Origin of the sequence: Bradyrhizobium sp. Leo170, assembly GCF_004296405.1 — a bacterium.
Classification (GTDB): Bacteria; Pseudomonadota; Alphaproteobacteria; order Rhizobiales; family Xanthobacteraceae; genus Bradyrhizobium.
In genome coordinates this window covers 1-2227 of record NZ_PSRR01000629.1, presented here as the reverse complement: position 1 = coordinate 2227, position 2227 = coordinate 1, and the positions used below count along the sequence as shown (strand labels likewise).

The window sequence follows — 2227 nt, the reverse complement described above, 5'->3', positions numbered from 1 at the left end:
CCACCCCATCAACCACAGGGTTTGTGGTTGGAAGACGCCGGGCCGACTTGCACGTTTCACAACACATAGTCGGGGTTATGGGTCCCGGCTCGGAGGCCGGGACGACGGGCATCGCGATGCGAGTTCCGCGCAAAGGTAACTTTAGAGCCCCGCGGCGCCATTCCTTAACCCGTTCTTTACCGTAACGCGAAAAAGTCGACGGCTAAGGCAGACGCCCCGCGCGGAATTCGATTGTCTGTTCAATCGGGACGTACGGGGAGGCTGCAGGCGTGGGTGTGGACGCCTTAGTCGGGACCGGACGGAATCATGAATTCGCGCGTATCGTGGAGTGTTGAAAGCATCGATCCATCCGTCCGCGAAAGGGCCGAGGCTGCGGCTCGCCGCGCCGGCATGTCGCTGAACGACTGGCTCAATTCCACCATGGGCGAGCCGGCGCCGCCGGATCTCCGCAATGACCAGGCGCGGCCCGCGATGCCGAGCCAGGCAAGCCGGGACGTCGCCGACATTCATCAGCGATTAGATGCGATCACCCAGCAGATCGATCGATTAGCGCGGCCCGCGCCGCGCAATGACGCCCCGCGCAGCGACGCTACGCGCGGCCAGTCCAACGTCGCGCGCCAGCTCAACGACGCGATCTCGCGGCTCGATGCGCGGCTGTCACAGATTTCAAATCCCGCTGCCGCGGCGCGCCAGCCCCAGATGCCGGACCGGCAGCGCCAGGCGGAAGCCGTCGAGCGTGCTGCCGCAAAGGTCTACCGTCCGTCGCCGCCCTTAAGTCCCGCCTCTTTCGATTCCGCGATCGCGGAGATCACCGCACGCCAGAACGAACTCGACGGTCCGCCACCGCGGCAGATGCCGCCGCGCCACGCTCAGCCAATGGGCGCAGCTCAGCCGACGGGCCCAAGCGTTCCGCCAATGGCCGCGCATGCTCCTCCGGTTGGACCGGCACCTGCCGCGCCGGCACTGGCTGGCCCGGACTTCTCCTCGCTGGAGCGTTATCTGATCAAGATCACGAGCCAGATCGAGGCACTGCAACGGCCGGATCATATCGAGCAGTCGATCGCCGCGTTCCGGAGCGAGCTTGCGGAAATCCGCGCCGCGCTCACCGAGGCGATGCCGCGCCGCGCGATCGAATCGCTCGAAAGCGAGATCCGCTCGCTGTCGCGCCGCATCGACGACAACCGGCAGAACGGTGCCGACGGCCAGGCGCTCTCCGGCATCGAGCGTGCGCTGTCCGAGATCCGCGAGGTGCTGCGCTCGCTCACCCCCGCCGAGCAGCTCGCCGGCTATGACGAGGCGATCCGCAATCTCGGCGCCAAGCTCGATCTGATCCTGCGCGCCAACGACGATCCCTCGACGGTGCATCAGCTCGAGAGCGCAATCGCCGCGCTCCGCGCGATCGTCTCCAATATCGCCTCCAACGACGCATTGGCACGGCTCACCGAGGACGTGCAGACGCTGTCGTCCAAGGTCGACGAGCTCGCGCGCGCCGGCAACCATGGCGATGCCTTTGCGGTCCTCGAGCAGCGGATCGCCGCGTTGGCCTCGACCCTGGAAAGCCGCGAGCGCCCGGCGCCAACCGAGCACTCGCAACATCTCGAAGACGCCGTGCGTACGCTGTCGGAACGGATCGACCGCATGCAGGTCGGAAATGACAGCGCCTCGGCATTCGCGCATCTTGAACAGCGTGTCTCCTACCTGCTCGAACGCCTGGAAACCTTCTCCAATCCTCAGTCCGGCAATTTCGGGCGCGTCGAGGAAGGGCTGCAGGACATCCTGCGCCATCTCGAACGCCAGCACGCCAATCTCGTGTCGCTGGCCGAGACGAGCCGCAATGCCGGCGCGCCGGCGCCGCAGCCGCTCGACCCTGGCCTCGTCGATATGGTCAAGCGCGAATTGTCCGATATCCGCTACAGCCAGTCGGAAACCGACCGCCGCACGCAGGATTCGCTCGAGACAGTGCACAATACGCTCGGCCATGTGGTCGATCGCCTCGCGATGATCGAGAACGATCTGCGCACCGTGCGCTCCACGCCGTCACCGGCGCCCGAGCCGCCGCGCGCCGCGATGCCGCAGACAGTGATGCCGCAGCCGAAGCCCGAGCTGCCTAATCCCGCGATACAGGAACATTTCGCGGCCGCGCCGCGCGACTTCCATGCGGCCATGCCGGTGGAGGCTGTACCCGTTCCGCCGCCGCTCCCGCCGCGCGCGATCAGCGAGATTTTGG

The 2227-nt window shown here is 66.5% G+C and carries 1 pseudogene; it reads left to right on the top strand.

Annotated elements, in window-relative coordinates:
- Positions 1 to 306 precede the first annotated feature (306 nt).
- Positions 307 to 2227 (top strand): annotated as a pseudogene (locus CWO89_RS43340) (hypothetical protein); the annotation flags it as partial.